The organism is Nitratireductor sp. GISD-1A_MAKvit (assembly GCF_040819555.1).
Lineage (GTDB): Bacteria > Pseudomonadota > Alphaproteobacteria > Rhizobiales > Rhizobiaceae > Nitratireductor.
The window spans coordinates 684426-703128 of sequence record NZ_CP161920.1; the positions used below are offsets into that span (position 1 = coordinate 684426).

An 18703-nucleotide genomic window follows, 5' to 3' on the forward strand; every position below is an offset into this window, starting at 1 on the left:
TTTGACGCTCGTGGTGGTTACTGTTTCGCGATGGCCCGCTCGTTCGGCAGGCGGGGCGCATGTTCGTTCTGCGCGATCGCATAGTCGTTCAGCCGTTCAAGCGAAGCGGTCAGTCTGCCATCGCTTGTGATGTCCCACTCAAGCACCGCGTCGTCATAGACCAGCGCCGGGTCCACAAAAACGCAGGTGGCCAGAACGCGGTCTGCTTCCGCAGCAAGCTCGCGGGAGGCGAAGCGCTTTTCCGCTTCGCATTCTTCCCGGGTTTCAAAGATGGGGGCAGGTGCCGGCAATTCACGGCACTGGTCCATATCTCCCGAACATCCGACGATGAGAAGAAGTGCAGCTATGTGTTCCATGGCTCTCTCCTTTCACCTGTCTTTCGCGGGGGATGCCATGGAAGCTCCGCCGCGGAGAAATCACGCCTCTGTCAGGCCGTTGTTTACCCGCGTCTGCGCATCAGACCCATAACCAGCGACACCACCAGAAGAATGAGGAAGATGTAGAACAGAATCTGCGCGATGCCTGTGGAAGCGCCGGCAATTCCGCCGAAACCAAGCGCACCGGCAACCAGCGCGACAACCAGAAAAACAAGGGCCCAGTAAAGCATTCTCTCTCTCCGTTTAGTTGTTTCTGCTAAACGTGCGCCTGCCATAATGGTTCCGCGGGAAAGCCGCTCACCCACGATTCAGTGAGGCGGTTTTCTGCAGCCTGCAAAGAAAAAGGCCGCCCGGAGGCGACCTTTGCAAAACGCGTTTTTGAAACAACCGTCAGGCGGCTGCCTGTGCCTGATGGTCGAAGAACAGGGCCTGGCTGATAAGCGCCTTGACCATCTCCGGACTGAAAGGCTTGGTGACGAGAAATGTCGGTTCGGGGCGTTCGCCGGTCAAGAGCCGCTCGGGGAAGGCGGTGATGAATATGACCGGAACGGCCGAAGATTCGAGAATTTCGTTGACCGCATCGAGTCCGGAGCTGCCGTCCGCAAGCTGAATGTCGGCAAGCACCATCTTGGGACGGGTGCTGGAGAACATCTCCACCGCCTGTTTGTGGGTGCGTGCGGTGCCGACCACGCGGTGGCCGAGACTTTCCACCATCTCCTCAATGTCCATCGCGATGAGCGGCTCATCCTCGATGATCATGATGTCGGTTGCGACCTGGCGCGAGATTTCCTCGCTCGCTTCACGCAGCATGGCATTGATGCCCTGATCGTCCGTCTCCAGAATTTCCGCGGCCTCTTCGGGGCGGAAATTCTCGACTGCCACCAGCAGGAATGCCTGTCGTGGGCGCGGTGCAAGAGAAGACAGATTGTTGCGGGCGCGCTGTTCCCATGCGGATGCCGGCGCATCGTCGGGCACGCGAATGTCAAGTCTCTCGAACAGGGATGTAAACAGCCTGAAGAGAGCGATCTTGTCGGTTGAAGCTTCGGGAAAGATGCTCGTATCCGCAATCAACGCTTCAAGTGTTGCGGCCACCAGGGCGTCACCGCTTGATTGGGAACCGGAAACGGCTCTGGAGAATCGCCTCAGATACGGCAGATGCGGGGCGATACGCGCTGACAATGTCATGGATTTCAGGTCTCCCTCGTGACTTAGCAATAATACAAAACTGCGACTATGAAGTTCCAAACGCCCGGGCTGCGAAAATGTTCCACACTTGCGGAACGATTTCCGGCTGGACGCGTTAAGACTAAGACAAAAGTGAGATGGCTTGCTTTCCTGGGCGGAGGTGGAGCCACTGGGAGAACGACTTTATGGATGAAAATCACGCATGAATTACGGCAAGCCAGACACGCGCAAGAGCGCCGGAAGGCGCGATAAAAATGACGATCCCCTTGGTGCAAACTCCGAGATCGGGCGCAAACTCAGACAATATTACGACGATTTGATCGGGGAAGAGATTCCGGACCGCTTCAGCGACCTTTTGAGCCAGCTCGAACAAAAAAGCGGTGCCGGCACGGCCGGAAACAAGGATTGATTCCATGAGTGTGTATCCCGGCTTTCGCGATGATCTTCTGGCTGCGGTGCCCAGTCTGAGGGCGTTTGCGGTTTCTCTTTCGAAAAACACCGACCGAGCCGACGATCTCGTACAGGAGGCGCTCGTCAAGGCCTGGGACAAGCAGGCAAGCTACCAGCCCGGAACCAATCTGAAGGCGTGGCTCTTCACGATCCTGCGCAATGAGTTCTATTCGCAGATGCGCAAGCGCAAACGCGAGGTGGAAGACAGCGACGGTGCCATTACCGGACGCCTTTCCGTTCATCCCGCGCAGGAAGGGTCGGCTGACCTGAAGGATTTCCGTCGTGCGCTCGAACAATTGCCTGAAGATCAGCGCGAAGCGATCATACTGATCGGAGCATCCGGATTTTCCTACGAGGAAGCTGCCGAGATTTGCGGTTGTGCGGTTGGCACGATCAAGAGCCGGGTCAGCCGCGCCCGCACCCGGTTACAGGAAATACTGGAGATTTCCGGCGAAAATGAATTCGGGCCGGATGCGATCTCCGCCCAGATCACCAACAGTGTCTTCCCTGCCTGAAACCGCTTTCGCAGAAAATGAACAATGCCGGTGTCTGTCAACGCTCTTGGTCTTGGTGATCGAAGGAGCCGCCGCCTCGCGCATGTTCCTGTTGTGGTGCACTCTCGGGGCGCTGTGAGGAACTGGCGGTCATTGCCCTTGTCAGGGCTTCGATGAGATCGCTGTCCTTGTAGGGTTTCTCGACGACCGGAATATCGCTGAACCCTTCAAATATGTGATGGTTCGAGGCATATCCGGTCGCAAACACAAAGGGTATGCGCCGGCTTTGCAAAAGGCGGGCAAACGCGTCGGTCCAGTTTTCGGAGATCCTGATGTCGAGGATAGCCGACGAAATCCTGCGTGTTTCGAGAACCTGCGGATCCAGCTCCTCGAATGTCGAAACCGTAGTCACATCCTCGGCACCATGCTCCCTGCACAACTCCTCGATGCTCATGGCGATGAGGGCTTCGTCCTCCACGAGAAGGACGCGTGCGCCATCAAGTGTTTTCTTCAAACAGGCATTCCTTCAACCGATGAATATCTCTTTTCCGAGTTCTCATTAGTTGTCTTAATTGTCATTAAAAAAAGACATGCCCGTACACTTTGAGAAAACCAATGATAAAATGCTTTCACATTCCGGGAGGACGGGACTTGTGACAAAAGAGCAGGATATCGCCAGAGGCAGTCTGTCATGTGCCAAATGTCCGTTGCGCAAACGTGAGATCTTTCGCGTTTTTGAAGCCGACGAACTTTCCTTTGTCGAACATTTCAAAAAGGGTGATCTTGCGGTGCGACGCGGCGCAACCCTGCTCGTGGAAGGCGCCCATAACCCGCATCTCTACACTGTCCGGTCTGGCTGGGGCTTTCGGTACAAGCTGCTTGAAGATGGACGCCGCCAGATCGTCAATTACGTGATGCCCGGCGACCTGGTTGGCCTTCAGGGCAGTCTCATGGGCGAGATGCAGCATTCAGTCGAGGCGCTTTCTCCCATGCAGTTATGCGTGTTTGAAAAGGCAGAGCTTTTCACCCTCTATGAGCGTTTTCCCGGACTTGCATATGACATCACCTGGCTGGCCTCGCGCGAGGAATGCATGCTCGATGAGCACCTTTTGACCGTCGGCCGGCGTACGGCGGTCGAGAAGGTCGCGTATCTTCTCGCATTTGTTCTCGATCGAGCGAAGGAAAGCGGTCTCTCGTCGAATGGCACGCTGGAACTCACGCAGCAGCATGTTGCCGATACACTGGGCATCTCTCTGGTGCACACCAACAAGACGATCGCCCGTCTCGTCGATCGGAAATATGTGAAATGGGAAGACGGCGGGTGCCGGATACTCAATCCGGAGGGACTGGGCGAACTGGCGGGCTGGATGAGCGGCTCATCGGCGAAGCGGCCTTTTCTATAGGTCTCCGCGGTTGTCGGTAACGCTTTTGTGTGGAGCTTCCTGAAGCGGCGGGCGGTTCGATCCCGGGGATGATGTTTCCCGCCACCGCGTAGATTGTCAGCAATGCCGGAATCGCGATGAACCCGCCCACGGGTCCCCACATCCAGAGCCAGAAAGCGATCGCCAGAAACACGATGAACGGATTGAGTGTCATGCGCCTGCCGATCACCGTCGGCGTCACGAACTGTGCCTCGGTCGCGTTGAACGCGAGATAGGCGAGCGGAGGTATGAAACTGGCTGTCAGCGTGTCGAATGTGGCGAGGCCCACCGCAAGGAGAATGCAGGCCATCACCGCAGGGCCGATGTAAATCACGAAATTCAGCAGGGTTGCCATCGCTCCCCAGAGGGCGGGTGAGGGCACCCCGAGGAACCAGAGCGCGATGCTGACTGCGACGCCCAGACCGATGTTGATGATCGTGATCGACAGAAGGTAGTCCGAAACCGCGTTTTCCACGTCCCGGAAGATGTGGGCCACACGCCACCGCAGCCGGCGATTGAAGCAAAGCCTCAGGATTGCCGCGCGTGTTTCGTGGCGTGTCGCGATGAAGAAGTAGAGGCTGGCAAAGAAAATCAGCAGTTGCGCCAGAAGAGATGGAGCCAGAACGGCCACGCTTTCCACGGTCGTGTCTTCTTTGACGGCCACAGTGACACTGGCGCCTCCGGTGACGGAGCGTATCTGCTCCTGCAGGTCCTTGATCGTGTTGAGCGGCTGGCGAAGGTTGGAAAGTTGCAGCTGCAGTTCACTCCAGATCTGGGGGATGCGGTCGGCCCAGGTGGTCAGGGGAGCTGCAATTGCGGTCAGAAATCCACCCACCAGAATTATGAAGATGAGAACCACGGCAACCGCTGCGAATGCCGGCCAGACACCGAGACGCTCCAGTCGCGTCGCGATCGGGCCAAGCATAAGGCCGATAAACACTGCAAGCGACATGGGGGCGAGGAGAAACCGGCCCTGATGCAGCATCACCAACAATGCAAGCAGTCCCAGAAGGAGGATCGCGGACTGTGCGGCGTAGCGCAGAGCGGCCTCCGTTGTCATGATGTGTGATCTCTTGCGTTGGTGTCTCTCGACCGGCTGGTTCATGAGTTTTCCACTTTGTGTTTGAGTGGAAAGCCCCTCATGGCGCGTTTGGTTCCTTTGGCAAGGAACTTCATGTGCCGTTTCGCGTTGGCCTGTGAGCACAACAATGGAGAATGCGAAATGGCGACCACGACAAAGCCTGCACGAGCCGACAAGAATGACGGCGTCACCGTCAGTGATCTTGAAAAGGACATTCAGCAACTGCGTGCCGACATGTCGAGCCTGGTGGATCATCTGAAGGCGATGGGCGGGCAGTCTGGCGATGCCGCGCGAAAGGCCGCCGGTGAGCGTCTTGAACAGCTGCGCGGGCAGGGTGAGGCTGCTCTCAACAGCGTTAAGGACACCACCAACGATCTGGAGCGTGAACTGGCGCGAACGGTAAGGGAGCGGCCCATCAGCACGCTGGCGCTCGCGGTGGGGGCAGGGTTCCTGCTTGCATTCGCGACCCGTCGCTAGGACGCGTCATGTTGGCAAGACTTTTCGCCTCCGTGGCCGCCGGGGAGTTGTCCGGCATGGCGAGGCGTCTCAAGTTTGCCTCCGCCTTCTGCGCGCTGGCAGCGGGGCTTGCCCTGTTCGGCTTTGGCTTCCTCGTTCTGGCCGGCTATATCGCTGCTTCACAGCGCTGGGGCGCCGTCGAGGCAGCGCTCGGTTTCGGTGTGGCGTTTTCGGCGATGGGAGCGGTTGTCCTTCTGGGGCTGAGTGTCTGGCGGCGGATCCAGTTGCGCCGGGCCCGGCGTCGGCGCGCTTCGGATGCCGGCATGCTCGCGGGCACCGCCGCTCTCACATTGCTGCCGGCCCTGATCTCGCGAACAGGTGGGCTCGGCGCTCTGGCGCTGCCTGTCCTGGCTGTCGCCGGCTACGCGATCTATCGAGAGAATGCCGGCACCGGTGAAGACGCCGAACAGGAATAGCGCCTTGGGCATCGCCCTCGAAAGGGAGCGATCATGGAACTCTCGCACGGCTGTCGCATTGGGGTCCGGCAAAGAGAAGGAGCATATCAGATGCCCGACAAGGTGAAATCCATACCCTCTGAGAATGCGCGTCAGGGCCGCCGTGGCTTTCCGGTACTAATGGTGCTGGTCTTCGGGCTTTTGCTCGGCGCGCTGGTCTGGTGGGGTGTCGAAGTTTACGGGCTGATGCTCGATGAGCAACAGCCTGTCGAGCTCCCTGCCGCGGAAGACGCTGTCAGCGAATAGCTGTGACGTTCGCGACCCCGACAATCATAGAATCCTGCAATGGAGATTTTCATGAGTGAAGCTGCTGAAGTTCTTAAACCGAAGGTCCATTCCGAAAAAATGGACATCGGCCTTTCCGAAGCGGACAGGAAGGAAATTTCGGCCGGTCTGTCCGAGATACTCGTCGATACCTACCGGCTTTTGATCAAGACACATATTTACCACTGGAATGTGGTGGGCCCACTGTTCCATTCGATCCACGTGCTGACCGAGGAGCAGTACAACACGCTGTTCGAGGCCACCGACATCATTGCTGAACGTGTGCGTGCGCTGGGTCACCATGCGCCCATCCTCAGCGGCAAGGGTGTGGACACGTCGATTGAACTTCGTGCGTCCGGCCGTTCCGCGCTGGAGATGGTGCAGGATCTGGTGGAGGACCATGAGGAAGCCGTGCGCAAGATGCGCGACATCGGCACCAAGGCGGATGAGAAGGGCGATCTCGTTACCGCCGACATGCTGACAGCCAGGCTGACCTTCCATGAAAAGGCGCTCTGGATGCTGCGTGCGCTGATTTCTGATTGATGCGCAAAACTTCTCCCAGGACTTGCCCGGCCGGTTTGCCCCGGCCGGGTTTTTTTATGAAGGCTGGCCGGGGCTTTCTGGAGCCAGCACACGCAGCGCCTTCGGGTGAAGCACAATCCGGGTCTCGGCTGGCAGCGGTTTCAGCTCGCCATCGATAGCGCATTTGAACCGCCGGACCTTTGAGCGAACACGCACCGTTACCTCGGTGGATTGGTGAATCGCCACCTGCTCGTTCTTGCGCCAGCGGCCAATACCCATGTTCAGGAAGAAGAGGAGCATTTCTCCCCGCGTCCGGGCGTGGGTGATGTAGATGCCGAGCTGTCCGCCGTCGGGCCTGTCCGTGAATGGCAGGCGTTGACCCTCGCCATAGAGATTGTTCGTCACTGCCAGGCTGGACGTGGTGGCGAGCATTTTTGCCTCGGGGAGTACGAGCTCAAGCTCCAGCTTAGGCGGTCTTACCATCGTGACAAAGGCGGCGCGCGCCGAAGCGATGATCTTGCCGATACGGGAACGGAATGCCATCCGCTCGCGAAGACGGATCAGTTGCGGGTGCATGCCTATCGACAGCTGGTGGACATAATAGGTGTCGTCGGCTTTGGCGATGTCGACCTTTCTGACCGTCCCCTGGGCCAGCGCCTCCATGGCCTCGTGCAGATCCTGCGGGACGCCAAGGCTGCGGGCGAAGAGGTTCATGGTGCCCGCGGGCAGAATGGCGAGCGCCTTACCCGAATGTGCGAGAAGCCCGGCGGCAAGCGAGATCGTGCCATCACCGCCACCAGCCAGCAGAACGTCTGCCCTCGCGTCCTTTGCAGCATCCTCCATCACCGGCACGATCTCTGCACCCGCGCAGCACCTCACCTCTATCGAGTGGCCGGCAGCTTCAAAGATGTTTTTCATCTCTTCGGCGAGTGCATCGGTGTCGAGATTGCGGAGGGTGCCTCCATTTCGGTTGAGAACTGCAAGAACATGCATTGGAGGCTTCCTGAGGGTTTCGCTGCGGTTGGTTCTGAAGAAGCGGTCAGGAGAAAAGGTTCCCAAAAGAAGATTGCGAGCGAAACAGGAAAATCAGGGAACAAGAAATGGGGCAAGGCGTTTTAAGGGTGCAATCGGCCACGCACCGATCCGCCCTGGCAAGTTTGGGTCAGAGCGTGGCCTGTACAGAAACACTGCACACGGAGAGCTTAACATGTTCCGCAATCTTTTGGCGACCACTGCAATTGCAACGCTCGTCGCGACCGGCGCGGTTGCACAGACCTCCACCAACACGACGACCGGTGTGCCTTCTGCTGCACCCACCGAACAGTCCGATGAAATGGCGGTGCGCGCCAATGGTCATCTGGCCACCGATCTGATCGGCAAGACGGTCTACAACGGATCCGGCGAAGAGGCCGAGAACATCGGTGAGGTCAACGACCTGGTGCTCGATGAAGAAGGTGAAGTGAACGCGATCGTCGTTGGCGTTGGCGGCTTCCTTGGCATCGGCCAGAAGGAAGTGGCCCTCGAATACGACCTGGTCTCCTGGGCCGAACGGGACGGCGACCGCTGGCTCGTGGTGGAAACCACTGCCGAGGCACTGGAAGCCCAGGAAGAGTTTGACCGTGCCGCTTATCGCCCGATGCCGGCCGATGCAGAGGTGACGGAAGCAAAGCCCGCCTCCAGGGATGACCTTGCCAAAGCGCCGGTGAAGGCTGATGAGAACGCCGAAGACACGGCCATGGCGCCAGTCCCCGAAACGATGGATGGCGAACAGCCGGCACGGGATGATGGCGTTGCCGCCGTACCGGCTCCGGACGCGGATGATACCATGGCTCCCGACGAGACCATGACGTCGGCCATTGACCGGTCCAGCCTGCAGGAAATGCCTGCAAACGAGATCCGCACCGAGCAGCTCACCGGCACCACCGTCTATGGCGCCAATGAAGAAAACATTGGCGAGATCGGTGACGTGATCATCTCGCAGGACGGCAATGTCGATGCCATCATCGTCGATGTCGGCGGTTTCCTCGGCATTGGTGAGAAAGAGGTTGCGATCGGCATGGACAATCTCGCCTTCATGACCGACGGCGGCGGCTCGCTCTACCTCTACACCGAGTTCACCGAGGAAGAGCTTGAGCAGCAGCCTGCCTATGACGAGGCAAGCTATGGCGAGCGTCGTGACGAAATGCGCATGCAGGTTCAATAATCTGCGCATGCCGCATTGAACCGAGGAGCCCCGTGCCCAGCGCGGGGCTCTTTGTCTATGCCACATTGACAATGCGTTTGATTGTTGCCGCTTTCAAAGACGGGTGTTTGCCGCCATGTTTGCGAATGAATTGTCGTGACCAGAACGCCAGCCAGGCGTGGAAGGAACTGCCATGCTTACCCAGATCGAAGGCATTCATCACATCACCTCCATGGCCCGCGATGCGCAGGCGACGGACCGGTTCATCACGAATACGCTTGGCCTGCGCCGGGTGAAGAAAACCGTCAATTTCGATGCGCCGGATGTCTATCATCTCTACTACGCCAACGGGGCGGGCCAGCCGGGGACAGTGATGACCTATTTCCCGTTTCCCAACATCGTTGCCGGCAAACGAGGTGCGGGCGAGGTGGGAACGACCGTCTATTCCGTTCCCAAAGGCAGTCTCGACTACTGGACCAAACGCCTGGAAACGCAGGGTGTGGAAGGGCTTTCGCGCGAGACCCGCTTTGGCGAAGCGCGCCTGCTTTTCGAAGGCGTGAATGGCGATGGCTTTGCCCTGAACGAGGTGGAAAGCGATCTGCGTGAACCGTGGAATGGCGCGGATGTTGCCGATGAAGCGGCAATTCGCGGATTTCACTCCGCATCGCTGGTGCTGCGCGACCGTGGCGGCGCCGAGGCGCTTCTTTCGTTCATGGGCTACACGCCGCTCGGAGAAGAAGACGGTGTGCTGCGCATGGTGAGAGAAGGCGGCAACGGCGCCAACGTGATCGACCTCGAAACCCGGCCCGATGCGCCCGTGGCGCGGCAGGGTGCCGGCTCGGTTCATCACATTGCCTTTGCCGTAGCCAATGACGAAGCGCAGATTGCCGTTCGCGAGGAACTGGTGGCACAGGGCTTTCAGATCACGCCGGTGATCGACCGGGATTATTTCCATTCGATCTACTTTCGCGCCCCCGGCGGCGTCCTTTTTGAAATCGCGACGAACGAGCCGGGCTTTGCCAGTGATGAAGACATGGCCCATCTGGGCGAGGCACTGAAACTGCCCAGCCAGCACGCCCATCTGCGCGAGCGGCTCGAAGCGTCGCTGCCGAAGATCGGAGGCTGAGCCATGGCGACGGACCATTACGTGCATCACCTGGCCTCTCAGGGGCCGGGCAAACCGCTCCTGTTCCTCTTTCATGGAACAGGCGGCGACGAGCGTCAGCTCCTGCAGCTGGGTGCGGAGCTGGCGCCCGGAGCCGGCATTGTCTCACCGCGTGGCGATGTGAGCGAGCAGGGCGCGGCGCGCTTCTTCCGCCGCACCGGCGAGGGCGTCTACGATATGGACGATCTGGCGCGGGCGACCGAGCGTATGTGTGAATTCGTCGCTGCCCATGTGGAAGAGGAAAAACCGAGTGCGGTGCTTGGTCTTGGCTATTCCAACGGGGCGAACATTCTCGCTTCCGTGACCTTTGCTGCACCGCAGCTTTTCGATGCGGCGGTATTGATGCATCCGCTCATCCCCTTTGCGCCGCGCTGGGGCGAGGGGGCGGTCACAACGCGGTTCCTGCTCACGGCTGGGCGTAAAGACCCGATTTGCCCTGCGCAGCTTACCACCCGGCTTGCGGACTATCTCAAGAATGCCGGCGCAGAGGTCGAAATCGAATGGCATGAGGGCGGGCATGACATCCGCCCGAACGAAACCATGGCGGCCGGGCGGTTCCTGTCGCCGTTTCTCGAGGGAGTGGGGCGATGAGTGTGAGTGAATCCATCACCATGGAAGAGAATGGCAGCAAGGGGCGGTATCTTTATCGCGCCGATGGCCATGAGGCGGAGATGACGTTCTCGAGGGTCGGCACGAGCCAGATCATCATCGATCATACGGGCGTACCGGACGCGTTTCGTGGTCAGGGGGTCGGCGTCGCGCTTGTCACGCGCGCCGTGGAAGACGCGCGTGCCAAAGGCATCAGGATCAGGCCGTTGTGTCCATTTGCCAACGCCCAGTTTCGGCGCCATCCGGAATGGGCCGACGTTCTGGCGCGCTAGAGCGCAGCAGTGCGGTCACGTTGAAGGAAACGGCGTTCAGGCCGCTTCCTTCAACGTTTCCTCCCCCTCCTCGATGAAGGCCCGGTGCAGTGCCTTGACGGCTTTTTCCAGGTCTTCACTGCGGACAAGAAACTGTACGTCGACGCCGCGGCCTGTCTCCTGGGAGGCGAGCGGTGCAACGCCCGCCGTGTCCAGGGCCTTCAGCCCTTCCAGCATGACGCCAAGTCCGGTCAGGTCGCGACCGATCACCGACACCATGCCTGCGCGGCGCGCGGTGATGCGGGCAGCGGGATAGCGTTCGGCCAGATCGCGTTCCACCCGGCGCACGGATTTGAGCGTCGCCTCCAGATGGTGAACGATGGAATTCGCGTTCGAGCTTTTCGACACGATACGCACCCGGTGGCGGGTGAGCGATTCAAGGATCGCCGCGTCGTAGCCCTTCACGCCCACCATGTCCTGCTCGAAGAGTTCGAGCGAGGTGACGGGCAGGCCGGTGACCATTTCCACGCCAACCCCATCGGCAGGCTCGGCATCGATCAGCGTGCCGGGATCCTCCGGCTCGAATGCATTGGCGACGCGCAGCGGAACGCCTGCCTGGCGTAGTTTCTTCGCTGCCTTCGGATGAATCGCCTCCATGCCCATATTGGAGAGCTGGTCGGCGACATCGTAGTTGGTGCGGCCGATCTTGCGCACATTCTCCGGTCCCACGAGGCGCGGATCGGCGCTGGAAAGATGGAACTCCTTGTGAATGATCGCCTCGCGCGCACCGGTCAGTGCCGCAATGGTGGCGAAAGTCACTTCCGAGTAGCCGCGGTCGAATTCGCGCATCAGCCCTTCGCGGCATTGCGAATAGCCGGTGACAATGGGCAGTTCGCGCGACAGGTCGATCTCGTCGAATGCCTGTTCGATGCGCTCGTTGAGGCTTGGCTGCGTTTCATCGCGCCAGCCGGTGAGGTCGATGAAGCGTGCATTCACGCCCGAGCGGCGCAGAAGCAGGGCCAGATTGTTGGCCGAATGCGCCTCGCCCAGCGCCGACAGAAGCTCACGGATCGTCTGCATGTGCTCGCCGAGCTGGAAATGCCCGTAGGAGCACAGGCGCTGCAGGTCGATCAGGCAGCCGCGTGCGCCCTCGATGCGCTCGCGCACGAAATCGTCGGCGGCGTTGCGGTCGGCGGCCTCCTCGAACATCTCTTCGTTGATGGCGTGCATGGCGCGGCTCACCGCGCTCAGCGCTTCCATCCACCCATGTTCGTTGTCGGCATGGGCGAACAATGCATAGACACCCGGCTCGCCCGACTTCTTGTGTTCCAGCAGCTTGTCCGTGATGCCGCCGAAAGCGGAAACGACAAAGACGCGGTTGTAGAGTGCATCGCCCTTGCGTTTGCCGATCAGGATCGTGTCGAGCAGTTCGCGCGCACGGCTCATCGACGTGCCGCCGATCTTCTCGACGGTGTGGATGCCTCGTTGTTGCTGGTTGGTGCGGCCCTTCTCGGCCGCACCGCTTTCTTGTCGGTCAGTCATGATGTCCAGTTCGGTTTTGGCTTATGCCAGTTTCCCGGTCTTGATTTCGACAGGGGTCGGATCGCCGCGCTCGGCGAGAAAATCGGGCCGGGCCTTTTTCGCGCCATAGGGCTCTTCAAGCCGGTTCGACACGGCGTTGAAAACGAAGAAGGCGTTGGAGCGCGGAAACGGCGTGATGTTGCCGTTGGAGCCGTGCATCGTGTTGCAGTCGAACAGCACCAGCGTGCCCGCCTTGCCGGTGGCGGCGGTGATGCCATGTTCGTTCGCCAGCTTGCCCAGCGCCTCATGCGAGGGCACACCCACTTCCTGCTTTTTGAGCGAGGATTTGTGGTTGTCATCGGGTGTTTCACCGGCACAGGCGATGAACTGTTTGTGCGAGCCTGGCATCAGCATGAGCGGGCCATTCAGCGCATCATTGTCGGTCAAAAGCAGCGAGGCGGATACAGCGCGCATGCGCGGCATGCCGTCCTCGGCGTGCCAGGTCTCGAAATCCGAGTGCCAGTAGAATTCCTTGCCGGTGAAGCCCGGCTTGTAGTTCAGCCGCGACTGGTGAATGTAGACCTCGTCGCCGAGAAGGAAGCGGGCAATGCCGGCCACGCGCCGGTCGCTTGCGAGACGGTGGAAGAGGGAGCTCTGTTCGGGCAGCTTGAAGATGGTGCGCACTTCATCCGAGCCGGGCTCGGTGATGACGCAGTCTTTAATCAGATCGCGCTCGCCATTGCGCATGGCGGCGGATTCGGCTTTCAGCGCCTCGACCTCTTCGGCCGTGAAAATGTCTTTGAGGATCAGGAAGCCGTCACGGTCAAACTGGTCGGCCTGCTGTGCTGTCAGGGGCGCATCGGGGCGCCACTGGCTCCAAACGGTTCGGTCCTGCCGGGGCAGCCAGCGTTCTTCGGGCAGCCTGCTGGGATAGGGATCCTGACTTCTTCGGTCACGTTCCTTCGACATCGCTGTCATGGTCGTTCTCCTTTTCTTTCAGGGTTTTCGCCGTTGGATGCATCAGCCTGGCACCCCGATGTTGAAGGTGCCAGGCTTCGGAAAGGTTATGCATCCTCCAGCGCATATGAGCCGTCGGCCTGGTGCACTTCCTTGCCGGAAACCGGCGGATTGAAGGTGCATGCCATGATCATCGGCTTTTCTGCGTCGGCGCGCAGAATGTGCTTGTCGTGCTTGTCGAGCGCATACATGACGCCCGGCTTGATCTTGTGAACTTCGCCGGTCGCGCAATCTTCGATGGAGCCAGTGCCGTCGACGCAATAGACGCATTCAAGATGGTTCTTGTAATGCATGTGCAGTTCGGCGCCGGCATGGATGGTGGTGATGTGGAAGGAAAACCCCATCTCGTCCGACTTCAGAAGAAGACGCACACTGTCCCACCCTTCCGAGTGGACATGACGTTCGGTGTTCTTGGCTTCGTTCAGGTCGCGCACGATCATGTTCGTTACTCCGCTGCGATTTTGGTGTTCTGGGTTTTTTCGGCAACGGCAGACTGAAGAATGTCCAGCCCGCGGGCAAAGGTTTCCTGCTCGATGTTGAGCGGGCAGAGGATTTTCACCACCTCGTCATGCGCGCCGGAGGTCTCGATGATCAGGCCGTCGCGGAAGCAGCGTTTGCAGATGTCGCTTGCCAGCTCGCCTGAGCCCACATCCACGCCCATCATCATGCCCCGGCCCTTCACGCGGGCGTCGGGCAGAAGCGCGGCGATCTCGTTGAGGCGTTTCTCCAGATAGGCGCTGCGCTCGGCGATCGTGGCGCGAAATGTGTCGTCGGCCCAGTATTTCTCCAGCGCCACGCGGGCGGTGACGAAAGCATGGTTGTTGCCGCGGAACGTGCCGTTGTGTTCGGCCGGGCCAAACACGTCATATTTCGGCTTCACCAGAACCGTGGCGAACGGAAGACCATAGCCCGAAAGCGACTTCGCCATGGTGATGATGTCCGGCGAAATGCCCATCTCCTCGAAGGAGAAGAAATTGCCGGTGCGGCCGCAGCCTGCCTGGATGTCATCGATGATAAGCAGCGCGCCATGGGCGCGGGCGATCTCGCTCACACGGCGCACCCATTCGCGCGATGCGGCATTCAGCCCACCTTCACCCTGCACGGTTTCGAGCAGGATTGCTGCCGGCTTTTCAACGCCGCTGGAGGGCTCCGAAAGCATCCGGTTCAGAAGATCGGCCGTGTCGATGTCGCCGCCCATCGCACCGTCATAGGGAATCCGCGTGACATGGTTGAGCGGAACGCCGGCACCGCCGCGATGATAGCCATTGCCGGTTGCTGCCAGCGCGCCAAGCGTGACGCCGTGGAAGCCGTTTGTGAAGGACACGACATTCTGGCGGCCGGTCACCTTGCGTGCGATCTTGAGGGCTGCCTCGATGGCGTTGGCCCCGGTCGGGCCGGTGAACAGGACACGGTGGTCCATGTCGCGCGGGCGCAGGATCAGGCGCTCGAAGGTTTTCAGGAATTCGGCCTTCGCGTCCGTGTGCATGTCGAGCCCGTGGGTGACGCCGTCGCGCTCGATATGCGCAATCAGCGCTTCCTTCATGTCCGGGTCGTTGTGGCCATAGTTCAGGCTCGAACAGCCGGCCAGAAAGTCGATGTAATCGCGACCTTCGGCGTCTGTCAGGGTCGAGCCGCTGGCCTTTGTGAACACGGTAGAGAAGCTGCGACAATAGCTGCGCGCTTCCGACTCGCGTCGCGTGAAAATCTGTTTGTCGTCCGTCGTAACGGTCGTCATGTTTTTTCCTTCGGATTGTTCGGTCGTGCGGATATGGACGCCGCGATCAGGCGGCGTCGTCGCTCCGGGCCTCGCCTGCCTCGCGCAGGGACATCCAGTTTCCGCGTAATTCGTCGGACGCATCTTCGGTGAACCGGATTGTCACCATGTGTTCGGTGGCGTGCTTGCCATCGAAATGAGCGTCCTTGCGGAAGTAAGGCTCGTGGCTGAGTTCACCGCCGCTCCTGCGGGCGAGCGAGGAAAACAGTCCCCAGCTTGCCTTGTTGTCGGAGGTGATGGTGGTCTTGAGAGCCTGAACGTTTTCGCAGGCTTCCCGTTCGAGCAATGCGGCAAGCAGTTTCTTGCCGACGCCCATGCCCTGGACACTCTTGTCCACGGCGACCTGCCAGACGAACAAGGTGTTGTCTTCATCCGGCAACAGATAGGCCGATACCCAGCCCACCAGCGCTCCATCGCTGGTTCTTTCGGCGGCGATACAGGTGTCGCCGAAATGGTCGCACTGCAACAGATTGCAGTAGAGTGAATTCTCGTCGAGCGGCTCGCAGGACTGGATGAGCCGCCACACGTCAGCGCCGTCTTCCTTGCGCGGAGGGCGATAGACAATTTCGGGCGATCGCTTGCGTACAAGCTTGATGTCAGTGGTGGCCATTGGTCTCCTCATAGCGCGCCGAATATTATGACTATCGAAGGATATTTCAACCACTTAAATCCGAAATGGTTCCATAACGAGCGCAACGCCATGTATTCTATGGGCTTCTGAGGAAAATTTTATTCGCTAATCAAAATATATTTTCTCTGCTATTGATGGGTATGTGGAGAGCGGGGGCTGAGAATCGCCGCTTCGGTCTCCGGGTTCTGGGGAATGGCGGCATGGAAGATCGTACTGAAACAAGCCTGATTGCATTGCGTCGCATCCTGCGCGCAACGGAGCTCAACGCGCGCACGCTTGCGCGGGCCACCGGCCTGACGACACCGCAGCTCATTGTGCTTGAGATCGTGGCTGCAGCCGGCAGGGCGACGCCAAAGGACATCTCGGGCAAGGCCGGCGTGGGGCAGGCCACGGCTACGTCACTGGTCGACAAGCTGGAAGCGCGGGGCCTGGTGACGCGCACGCGCAGCGAGCGCGACAAGCGTGTGGTCTGGGTGGCGCCGACGGAAGAGGGGCGCGCCTTGCTGAAAGCCGCGCCCGACCCCCTCCAGAAGACATTTTCTGAGCAGTTTCAGGCGCTGCCCGACTGGGAGCAGGGCATGATCGTGGCGGCACTCGAGCGTGTCGGCGCGATGCTCAATGCCGGCGCGCTGGACGCCGCGCCGCTGCTCGATGTCGGCGCGGTCGATCGCAAGTAGGCTGCGCTTCAGAACGTCCCGATCAGCGCCCGGACCTCGTCATTCAGACGGTCGCGCTGGCTTTCGGCCTCTGCCTGTTCCTCCCTGAGATCTGCGATCCGGTTTTCCTGTTCTTCGAGCATGCGCATATAGCGCTCGGCCAGAGCGCTTTCGCGGGGGACAGAGCCCAGATTATCGCGGATGCGGGCCTGGTCACCGGCGGTTTGTTCCAGCGCCTGCCGCACATTTGCGAGCGTGCGTTCGGCACGCGCTGCCTCGCGTTTGAGTGCTGCGAGCGACTTCAGTTTTTCGACGGTTTCGCCGTCGGCTGCCGAACCCGCCCACACGTAGAGTGCGTCTGCGCTGGCATCGGCAAGGGCGAAGTTTTCCGAGCGGCTGCGTTCCATCACGGCCCTGACGGTGGCGGAGCCACCGGCTTCCACCGTGGCACGGAGGCGGTAGTGGGAGGGTGTCGCGCTGTCGAGCGCCGATGCCTCCATCTTCCACCCGTCGCGGCGCGGATGTTCAATGAGAATTGTACGCCGGGCGTCCGAAGCGCCCTTGATCCTGTAGGTGGTTATGATCCGTGAGACGGTCGTTGTTCGCAAAACGCCATCGCTGATCGCGATCTGCCCGACGGTTTCCTGCGGTTTCGTCTCCGTCGTTATCTCGACCTTGCGGTCGCTCGCAAAGCTTGCCATGCGGCTTTCGCCGGCCGGAATGCCCATTAGCTGCGCATCGCCCACATAGCCGCTTGTGCGATCATAGACCGTGACGATCCCCGGCGGCAGGCTTGCCTCGGTATCGTTTGTAAGGAACACGGCGGCAACGGGGTGAATTCCGCCGCTCTCCGGCTGGAACACCGAAACCCGCTCAGCCTGAACCTCGGCGTCCACGAATGGCAGGGAGAGGCTTTGCCCGGCAGCGAGGCTCACGGCATTCGGCAGATGGTAGGTTGCGCCCGTCCTGCCCTCGCGGGCCCTGGGTGGCGTTTGTCGGTGCGGCAGGTTCCATCCTCACCATATCTGCCATTGGCGCTGCGGCTGCCGCTCCCTTGAAAGCGCGCATCTGGCGGGGGGAGGTGCCCATCTGGGCCATCTCCAAGCCAGCCGCGTCATCGGGGCGCGGTGGAGCGGCGTTGCCGACAGCCACGGGGATTTCCGGGCGTTCGCTCCAGTACCGCTGATGCAGTTTCTGCGCGAGCGTGACAGGGGCGCCGGAAGAAAGTGTCAGGCCGACATTCTTCCAGTCTTCGCCGGTTGCGTTTTCGATCACCGCCCAGGCCTGCAGCCGGGCGGGACCTTCCTCAGCGGCAACCAGCCGGTAGGCCGTTTTCCAAACGGGCGCCGGAACCACATAGGACAGGGCGATATCGCGCTCGCCTTCGCCAGACAGAGCGATTGCCACGGTCCGTATGGCGTCCGTGCGTCCGCGCCCGCTCACCTTGGCGGCTTCACGCAGGCGTGCCCGCATGGCTTCGTCGCGAATGTCCAGCTGGGTGTCGGTTCCAAGCTTCAGAACGTCAACCGTTCCGTCAGCGGTCATCACCGAGAGAACCCGTTCGATGCGGGGGGCGGCTTCGCTCCCCGCCTGCTGCGTATCGACACCGAGGATCATGCCCTCGACGGTGCGGCCGCCCGATGTGGCCCGCACAGACACGCCCTGCAAAGCAGCCGCCAGCGCCGGAACAGAGCCCATCTCTCCTGGGCTGAAAGGCAGGCGGCGAAACGTTTCTTCCACGGGCGAGAGCCCATCGAGCGTCACGGCATCGATCGTGCCTGAGGGGTCGTTTACCACGAGGCTTTTGAGGAAATCGTCCACCTGATCGAGTGGAATGTCGATGTGCAGCGTGCCGTCCCCGTCGATGCGCGCGGAGCGTCTCACTTCGGCCAGTCCACCGGAGGAGAGTGTGAGCGCCTCGATCTTCCCGCTTTCGATGACCTCTGCAAATGCAGGCGTCACCGAGTGTAAGAGCACGAGACAGACACCGGCAACGGTGTTGCGGGAAATGGTTCTGATTTTCATGAGGCGTCGTTGGGCTGGCACGTCTTGTCTCCACGCTGGTGAGATCCGAGAGATTGTCTCAATCAATCTCTGGTAGCAACGTATCTGGATTGGAAAGTGGCGCGATT

The 18703-nt window shown here is 60.2% G+C and carries 25 protein-coding genes; 12 read left to right on the plus strand and 13 right to left on the minus strand.

The genetic code is table 11. The features are described 5' to 3' along the window. Positions 1 to 17: 17 nt before the first annotated feature. The 3 genes from AB2N04_RS04545 to AB2N04_RS04555 form a co-directional block, all read right to left on the minus strand. Complete coding sequence (locus tag AB2N04_RS04545; RefSeq protein WP_367717348.1) at positions 18 to 356, minus strand: hypothetical protein; 339 nt, start codon at positions 354 to 356, stop codon at positions 18 to 20. A gap of 83 nt (positions 357 to 439) precedes the next feature. Next, on the minus strand, positions 440 to 607 hold the full coding sequence (locus AB2N04_RS04550; RefSeq protein WP_367717350.1) for a DUF1328 domain-containing protein: 168 nt from the start codon (positions 605 to 607) through the stop codon (positions 440 to 442). Between the two features lie 160 nt (positions 608 to 767). Beyond that, entirely contained in the window at positions 768 to 1562 is a 795-nt protein-coding gene (locus tag AB2N04_RS04555) for a response regulator (protein WP_367717352.1), read from the minus strand. Between the two features lie 202 nt (positions 1563 to 1764). On the opposite strand from AB2N04_RS04555, the gene AB2N04_RS04560 reads away from it, so the two are divergent. Both AB2N04_RS04560 and AB2N04_RS04565 read left to right on the plus strand, forming a co-directional pair. Beyond that, positions 1765 to 1971 (plus strand): NepR family anti-sigma factor, encoded by a 207-nt coding sequence (locus AB2N04_RS04560; protein ID WP_367717353.1) that lies wholly within the window; start codon positions 1765 to 1767, stop codon positions 1969 to 1971. A gap of 4 nt (positions 1972 to 1975) precedes the next feature. Beyond that, positions 1976 to 2527: a sigma-70 family RNA polymerase sigma factor gene (locus AB2N04_RS04565; protein ID WP_367717355.1), complete on the plus strand. Its 552-nt coding sequence runs from the start codon at positions 1976 to 1978 to the stop codon at positions 2525 to 2527. 37 nt (positions 2528 to 2564) lie between these two features. Here the strand turns inward: AB2N04_RS04565 and AB2N04_RS04570 are convergent, their stop codons facing one another. Next, positions 2565 to 3020 carry a response regulator gene (locus AB2N04_RS04570; RefSeq protein ID WP_367717357.1) on the minus strand — a complete coding sequence of 152 codons (456 nt, stop codon included), beginning with the start codon at positions 3018 to 3020 and terminating at the stop codon, positions 2565 to 2567. 139 nt (positions 3021 to 3159) lie between these two features. Between AB2N04_RS04570 and AB2N04_RS04575 the strand changes: the two genes are divergently transcribed. Further along, positions 3160 to 3909 (plus strand): Crp/Fnr family transcriptional regulator, encoded by a 750-nt coding sequence (locus AB2N04_RS04575; protein ID WP_367717358.1) that lies wholly within the window; start codon positions 3160 to 3162, stop codon positions 3907 to 3909. Here the strand turns inward: AB2N04_RS04575 and AB2N04_RS04580 are convergent. Then, a complete protein-coding gene (locus tag AB2N04_RS04580) occupies positions 3839 to 4987 on the minus strand; it encodes an AI-2E family transporter (RefSeq protein WP_367717361.1) in 1149 nt (382 codons plus the stop codon). The genes AB2N04_RS04575 and AB2N04_RS04580 overlap by 71 nt on opposite strands. Positions 4988 to 5149: 162 nt before the next feature. Between AB2N04_RS04580 and AB2N04_RS04585 the strand changes: the two genes are divergently transcribed. The 4 genes from AB2N04_RS04585 (at position 5150) to AB2N04_RS04600 (ending at position 6786) form a co-directional block, all read left to right on the plus strand. Beyond that, a complete protein-coding gene (locus tag AB2N04_RS04585) occupies positions 5150 to 5485 on the plus strand; it encodes a YqjD family protein (RefSeq protein ID WP_367717363.1) in 336 nt (111 codons plus the stop codon). Between the two features lie 56 nt (positions 5486 to 5541). Further along, positions 5542 to 5940, plus strand: coding sequence for a hypothetical protein (locus AB2N04_RS04590; protein WP_367717365.1), 399 nt, complete (start codon positions 5542 to 5544; stop codon positions 5938 to 5940). Positions 5941 to 6030: 90 nt separating this feature from the next. Continuing rightward, a complete protein-coding gene (locus AB2N04_RS04595; RefSeq protein ID WP_367717367.1) occupies positions 6031 to 6225 on the plus strand; it encodes a hypothetical protein in 195 nt (64 codons plus the stop codon). A 51-nt stretch (positions 6226 to 6276) separates the two neighbouring features. Continuing rightward, a complete protein-coding gene (locus AB2N04_RS04600) occupies positions 6277 to 6786 on the plus strand; it encodes a Dps family protein (RefSeq protein WP_367717369.1) in 510 nt (169 codons plus the stop codon). A 54-nt stretch (positions 6787 to 6840) separates the two neighbouring features. Here AB2N04_RS04600 and AB2N04_RS04605 read toward each other — a convergent pair whose 3' ends face one another. After that, complete coding sequence (locus tag AB2N04_RS04605; protein WP_367717371.1) at positions 6841 to 7758, minus strand: diacylglycerol kinase family protein; 918 nt, start codon at positions 7756 to 7758, stop codon at positions 6841 to 6843. 214 nt (positions 7759 to 7972) lie between these two features. Between AB2N04_RS04605 and AB2N04_RS04610 the strand changes: the two genes are divergently transcribed. The 4 genes from AB2N04_RS04610 to AB2N04_RS04625 all read left to right on the plus strand — a co-directional run bounded on the left by AB2N04_RS04610 (position 7973) and on the right by AB2N04_RS04625 (position 10993). Further along, complete coding sequence (locus AB2N04_RS04610; RefSeq protein ID WP_367717373.1) at positions 7973 to 8968, plus strand: PRC-barrel domain-containing protein; 996 nt, start codon at positions 7973 to 7975, stop codon at positions 8966 to 8968. 172 nt (positions 8969 to 9140) lie between these two features. Further along, a complete protein-coding gene (locus tag AB2N04_RS04615) occupies positions 9141 to 10073 on the plus strand; it encodes a ring-cleaving dioxygenase (protein WP_367717375.1) in 933 nt (310 codons plus the stop codon). Between the two features lie 3 nt (positions 10074 to 10076). Continuing rightward, complete coding sequence (locus AB2N04_RS04620; RefSeq protein ID WP_367717377.1) at positions 10077 to 10703, plus strand: alpha/beta hydrolase; 627 nt, start codon at positions 10077 to 10079, stop codon at positions 10701 to 10703. Continuing rightward, a complete protein-coding gene (locus AB2N04_RS04625) occupies positions 10700 to 10993 on the plus strand; it encodes a GNAT family N-acetyltransferase (RefSeq protein ID WP_367717379.1) in 294 nt (97 codons plus the stop codon). The genes AB2N04_RS04620 and AB2N04_RS04625 overlap by 4 nt, the downstream gene beginning before the upstream one ends. A gap of 36 nt (positions 10994 to 11029) precedes the next feature. On the opposite strand, the gene AB2N04_RS04630 is transcribed toward AB2N04_RS04625, so the two are convergent. The 5 genes from AB2N04_RS04630 to ectA form a co-directional block, all read right to left on the minus strand. Then, positions 11030 to 12514, minus strand: a complete 1485-nt coding sequence (locus AB2N04_RS04630) for an aspartate kinase (RefSeq protein WP_367717381.1) — start codon at positions 12512 to 12514, stop codon at positions 11030 to 11032. Between the two features lie 21 nt (positions 12515 to 12535). After that, complete coding sequence (gene thpD / locus AB2N04_RS04635; protein WP_367717383.1) at positions 12536 to 13471, minus strand: ectoine hydroxylase; 936 nt, start codon at positions 13469 to 13471, stop codon at positions 12536 to 12538. Positions 13472 to 13557: 86 nt separating this feature from the next. Then, positions 13558 to 13950, minus strand: coding sequence for an ectoine synthase (locus tag AB2N04_RS04640; RefSeq protein WP_007010253.1), 393 nt, complete (start codon positions 13948 to 13950; stop codon positions 13558 to 13560). 5 nt (positions 13951 to 13955) lie between these two features. Next, positions 13956 to 15245 carry a diaminobutyrate--2-oxoglutarate transaminase gene (gene ectB / locus AB2N04_RS04645; protein ID WP_367717385.1) on the minus strand — a complete coding sequence of 430 codons (1290 nt, stop codon included), beginning with the start codon at positions 15243 to 15245 and terminating at the stop codon, positions 13956 to 13958. A 46-nt stretch (positions 15246 to 15291) separates the two neighbouring features. After that, a complete protein-coding gene (ectA, locus tag AB2N04_RS04650) occupies positions 15292 to 15894 on the minus strand; it encodes a diaminobutyrate acetyltransferase (protein WP_367717387.1) in 603 nt (200 codons plus the stop codon). A gap of 221 nt (positions 15895 to 16115) precedes the next feature. Here ectA and AB2N04_RS04655 point away from each other — a divergent pair, with 221 nt between their 5' ends. Further along, complete coding sequence (locus AB2N04_RS04655; RefSeq protein ID WP_223021846.1) at positions 16116 to 16592, plus strand: MarR family winged helix-turn-helix transcriptional regulator; 477 nt, start codon at positions 16116 to 16118, stop codon at positions 16590 to 16592. Between the two features lie 8 nt (positions 16593 to 16600). Here AB2N04_RS04655 and AB2N04_RS04660 read toward each other — a convergent pair whose 3' ends face one another. Both AB2N04_RS04660 and AB2N04_RS04665 read right to left on the minus strand, forming a co-directional pair. Continuing rightward, positions 16601 to 17506 carry a hypothetical protein gene (locus tag AB2N04_RS04660; RefSeq protein ID WP_367717389.1) on the minus strand — a complete coding sequence of 302 codons (906 nt, stop codon included), beginning with the start codon at positions 17504 to 17506 and terminating at the stop codon, positions 16601 to 16603. Further along, complete coding sequence (locus AB2N04_RS04665; RefSeq protein ID WP_367717390.1) at positions 17445 to 18596, minus strand: DUF4139 domain-containing protein; 1152 nt, start codon at positions 18594 to 18596, stop codon at positions 17445 to 17447. The genes AB2N04_RS04660 and AB2N04_RS04665 overlap by 62 nt, the downstream gene beginning before the upstream one ends. Positions 18597 to 18703 lie beyond the last annotated feature (107 nt).